This window comes from Mesorhizobium sp. M7A.F.Ca.CA.001.10.2.1 (genome assembly GCF_003998575.1).
Taxonomy (GTDB): domain Bacteria; phylum Pseudomonadota; class Alphaproteobacteria; order Rhizobiales; family Rhizobiaceae; genus Mesorhizobium.
This window is the reverse complement of the sequence record NZ_RZQY01000718.1, coordinates 1-2,931: the sequence shown is the minus strand read 5'-3', so window position 1 is coordinate 2,931 and position 2,931 is coordinate 1. Positions and strand designations below refer to the sequence as shown.

The 2,931-nt window shown below is 61.1% G+C and carries 5 protein-coding genes and 1 pseudogene; 4 read left to right on the top strand and 2 right to left on the bottom strand.

Annotated features, from left to right (window positions below; genetic code table 11):
• Positions 1-517 (top strand): sigma-70 family RNA polymerase sigma factor (locus EN964_RS30570; RefSeq protein ID WP_127277143.1); only part of this gene is annotated, 517 nt, incomplete at its 5' end.
• Between the two features lie 13 nt (positions 518-530).
• On the opposite strand, the gene EN964_RS30565 is transcribed toward EN964_RS30570, so the two are convergent.
• Entirely contained in the window at positions 531-842 is a 312-nt protein-coding gene (locus EN964_RS30565) for a response regulator (RefSeq protein WP_164748877.1), read from the bottom strand.
• A gap of 207 nt (positions 843-1,049) precedes the next feature.
• Here EN964_RS30565 and EN964_RS30560 point away from each other — a divergent pair, with 207 nt between their 5' ends.
• From EN964_RS30560 to EN964_RS30550, 3 genes are all read left to right on the top strand, one after another.
• Entirely contained in the window at positions 1,050-1,811 is a 762-nt protein-coding gene (locus tag EN964_RS30560) for a Crp/Fnr family transcriptional regulator (RefSeq protein ID WP_127269632.1), read from the top strand.
• Between the two features lie 128 nt (positions 1,812-1,939).
• Positions 1,940-2,266, top strand: a complete 327-nt coding sequence (locus EN964_RS30555; protein WP_023811001.1) for a YqjD family protein — start codon at positions 1,940-1,942, stop codon at positions 2,264-2,266.
• 11 nt (positions 2,267-2,277) lie between these two features.
• Positions 2,278-2,736, top strand: a complete 459-nt coding sequence (locus tag EN964_RS30550) for a hypothetical protein (protein WP_127269173.1) — start codon at positions 2,278-2,280, stop codon at positions 2,734-2,736.
• A 15-nt stretch (positions 2,737-2,751) separates the two neighbouring features.
• Here the strand turns inward: EN964_RS30550 and EN964_RS30545 are convergent.
• Positions 2,752-2,931 (bottom strand): annotated as a pseudogene (locus EN964_RS30545) (sensor histidine kinase); the annotation flags it as partial.

Below are 2,931 nucleotides of genomic sequence, written 5' to 3'. Positions count from 1 at the left end.
GCTTGGGGCAATCCCAAGTCTGCGCGCGTTCGCCGTGTCGCTGACGCAAAATGCCGACAAAGCCGACGACCTCGTCCAGGAAACGCTCGTCAAGGCCTGGGACAAGCATGAGAGCTTCCAGCCCGGCACCAATCTCAAGGCCTGGCTTTTCACCATCCTGCGCAACGAGTTCTATTCGCAGATGCGCAAGCGCGGGCGCGAAGTGCAGGACAGCGACGGTATCATGACGGCCAGGCTTGCCGTTCATCCGGCCCAGCACGGCCAGCTCGACCTGAAGGATTTTCGCGGCGCCCTGGAGCAATTGCCGGAGGACCAACGCGAAGCCATCATCCTCATCGGCGCATCTGGTTTCTCCTACGAGGAGGCCGCCGAGATCTGCGGTTGCGCGGTGGGAACGATCAAGAGCCGCGTCAGCCGAGCCCGTACGCGCTTGCAGGAGATCCTGAAAATATCAGGCGAGGACGAGTATGGTCCGGACGCAATTTCGGCCCAGGTAACGAGCTCGCCGGCGAGCTGACCGCGATCGTGTCTCAAGCGCGTCCGCAGGCCGCGGCGACCGCTTGCACGAGGTCTTCACCCGAATAGGGTTTGCCAACCAGCCTGACGCCCGGAAACGATGCCTTGATTTCATCGACATCCGAATAGCCCGACGCAAACACGAAAGGTATGCCTGCCGCGCGCAGCCCGGAGGCGAAATCGATGGTTGAGGCGCCGCCCAGCATCAAGTCGACAATGGCTGCATCGAATCGCGTGGCGACCTCGCGGCCATCGACCTCGGTCAGGTCACGGGCGATCACCACCTCATCGGCGCCATGGTCGCGGCAAAGCTGCTCGACGTCCATGGCGATCAGAAATTCGTCCTCCAGGACCAGAATCCGCAATCCGTCGAGCAATGTGGGCACAGGCAAAGACTCCTTGAAACGCCGGAGTCATGATCGCTAATTCGCTTGCTGTCATTTAAAAAAGACATGTGGCAAGCGGGCGGAACCTCAATCCTTGCAACGCGTTGAAACGCGCTCTCCAAGAGCGGCTTTCGAAGGGGGGTCGAAATGTCGGTTCAGAACAATAGCGCTTTCTCCAGCCGCCAATATCCTTGCGAGAACTGCCCATTGCGGCCGTTGCCGATTTTTCGCGATTTCGAAAAACAGGAACTGGCCTTCATCAGCAAATTCAAGAAGGGCGAACTCGCAGTCGAAAAGGGTGGCACGGTGCTGGTGGAGGGAAGCCATAGCGCCCATCTCTACACCGTGCTCTCCGGCTGGGCGTTTCGCTACAAGCTGTTGCTGGACGGCCGCCGCCAGATTCTCAACTATCTCATGCCCGGTGATCTGATTGGCCTGCAAGGCAGTGTGATGGGCGAGATGCAGCATTCCGTGGAGGCACTGTCGCCGATGCTGCTGTGTGTTTTCGAGCGCGAATATCTGCATGAGCTGTACCGCAATCATCCCGGGCTGGCCTATGACATCACCTGGATCGCATCGCGTGAAGAGCGGATGCTGGACGAGAATCTGCTCAGCCTTGGGCGCCGCAGTGCGATCGAGCGCGCTGCCTATCTCATCGCCTTCATCGGCAGCCGCGCCAAGGTTGTCGGACTGAATGGCAACCAATCCGTCCAGATACCGATCACGCAACAGCACATCGCCGATACGCTTGGCCTGTCGCTGGTTCACACCAACAAGACGATCCGCAAGCTGATGGATCGCAAGCTGATCGTCTGGCGCGACGGCGGCTGCGTGGTTTCCGACAATGAAGGGCTCAAGCGGCTCGCCGGCTGGGAAGGGCTGGGTGAAGCGCGCCGGCCATTAATCTAAGGAAGCGTGTTTTGCCGGAGCCGGCGGACCGGGTGCGCGCCGATGCGTTTTCGGCTACTTTGTCCCCAATGCCGGAACCTTGAGACGCGCAGCGCGTTTGAAACCAAGCAATCACAAGGAGTTAAGCCATGGCCACTGCCGCAGGAAAGACCGCAAACGACGCCCGTGCAAATGCGGACCTGGAAGCCGACATCAGGCAGTTGAAGGCCGACATCGACAAGCTCACCAAACAACTGGCCAAGACCGGCGAGCATGGCTATGGCACCGCGCGCCGCGCAGCCACGGAAGGGGTCGAACAGTTGCGTGCGCAGGGCGAAGCAGCCTTTGACAGCCTGCGCAGCAATGCCAAGGACATCGAAGCGCAGATGATGGCAAGCGTGCGTGAAAAGCCGGTGACGTCACTGGCGATCGCCGCCGGCGTAGGCTTCCTTTTCGCGCTCATCGCGCGTCGCTAGTCGCGCTCCAGATGGGAATGTTGGCAACCCTGATCTCGGGCCTCGCCTCGGGGGAAACCGTGGCCGCCATACACCGGGCGCGCACGGCGGCAATCGTCTATGTGATCGCCATGGCCGCCGCACTTTGCGGTCTCGTTTTTCTTGTCGGGGCCGCCTATATCTGGACGGCGATGCGCTATGGGCCGCTTGCCGCGGCACTGGGGTTTGGCGTCGGTTTCCTGGTGCTTGCCGGACTTATCCTGCTGATCTACCGGATCTCCGCAGGCTCACGCGCCCGGCGCCGGGCGCAGCGCCGCAATGCCGACATGAAGGCGATCGGCATCACCGCCGCACTCGCCGTGCTGCCGAGTCTGCTCAAGGGAAAAGGCGGTCTCGGCGTCATTCTGGGGCCGGCCGTGGCGCTCGCGGCCTACGCCATCTACCGCGAGAATGTGAAATCCGACGATCTGGATGAGAGCGAACGGATATAGAGCTGTTGGGAGAGGTCACTTTGACAACTCTTCCAGCGGCATCGATATTTCGGCAAACACGCCTTCCGGCCGGAATTCATGGGTCACTTCGCTGGAAATGACCTTGGCTAGGCTGCGGCGAATGAGGATCGAGCCGAAGCCGTGCCGATCCGGCGGAGCGACTTGCGGGCCGCCGCTTTCGCGCCAGGTCAGCAC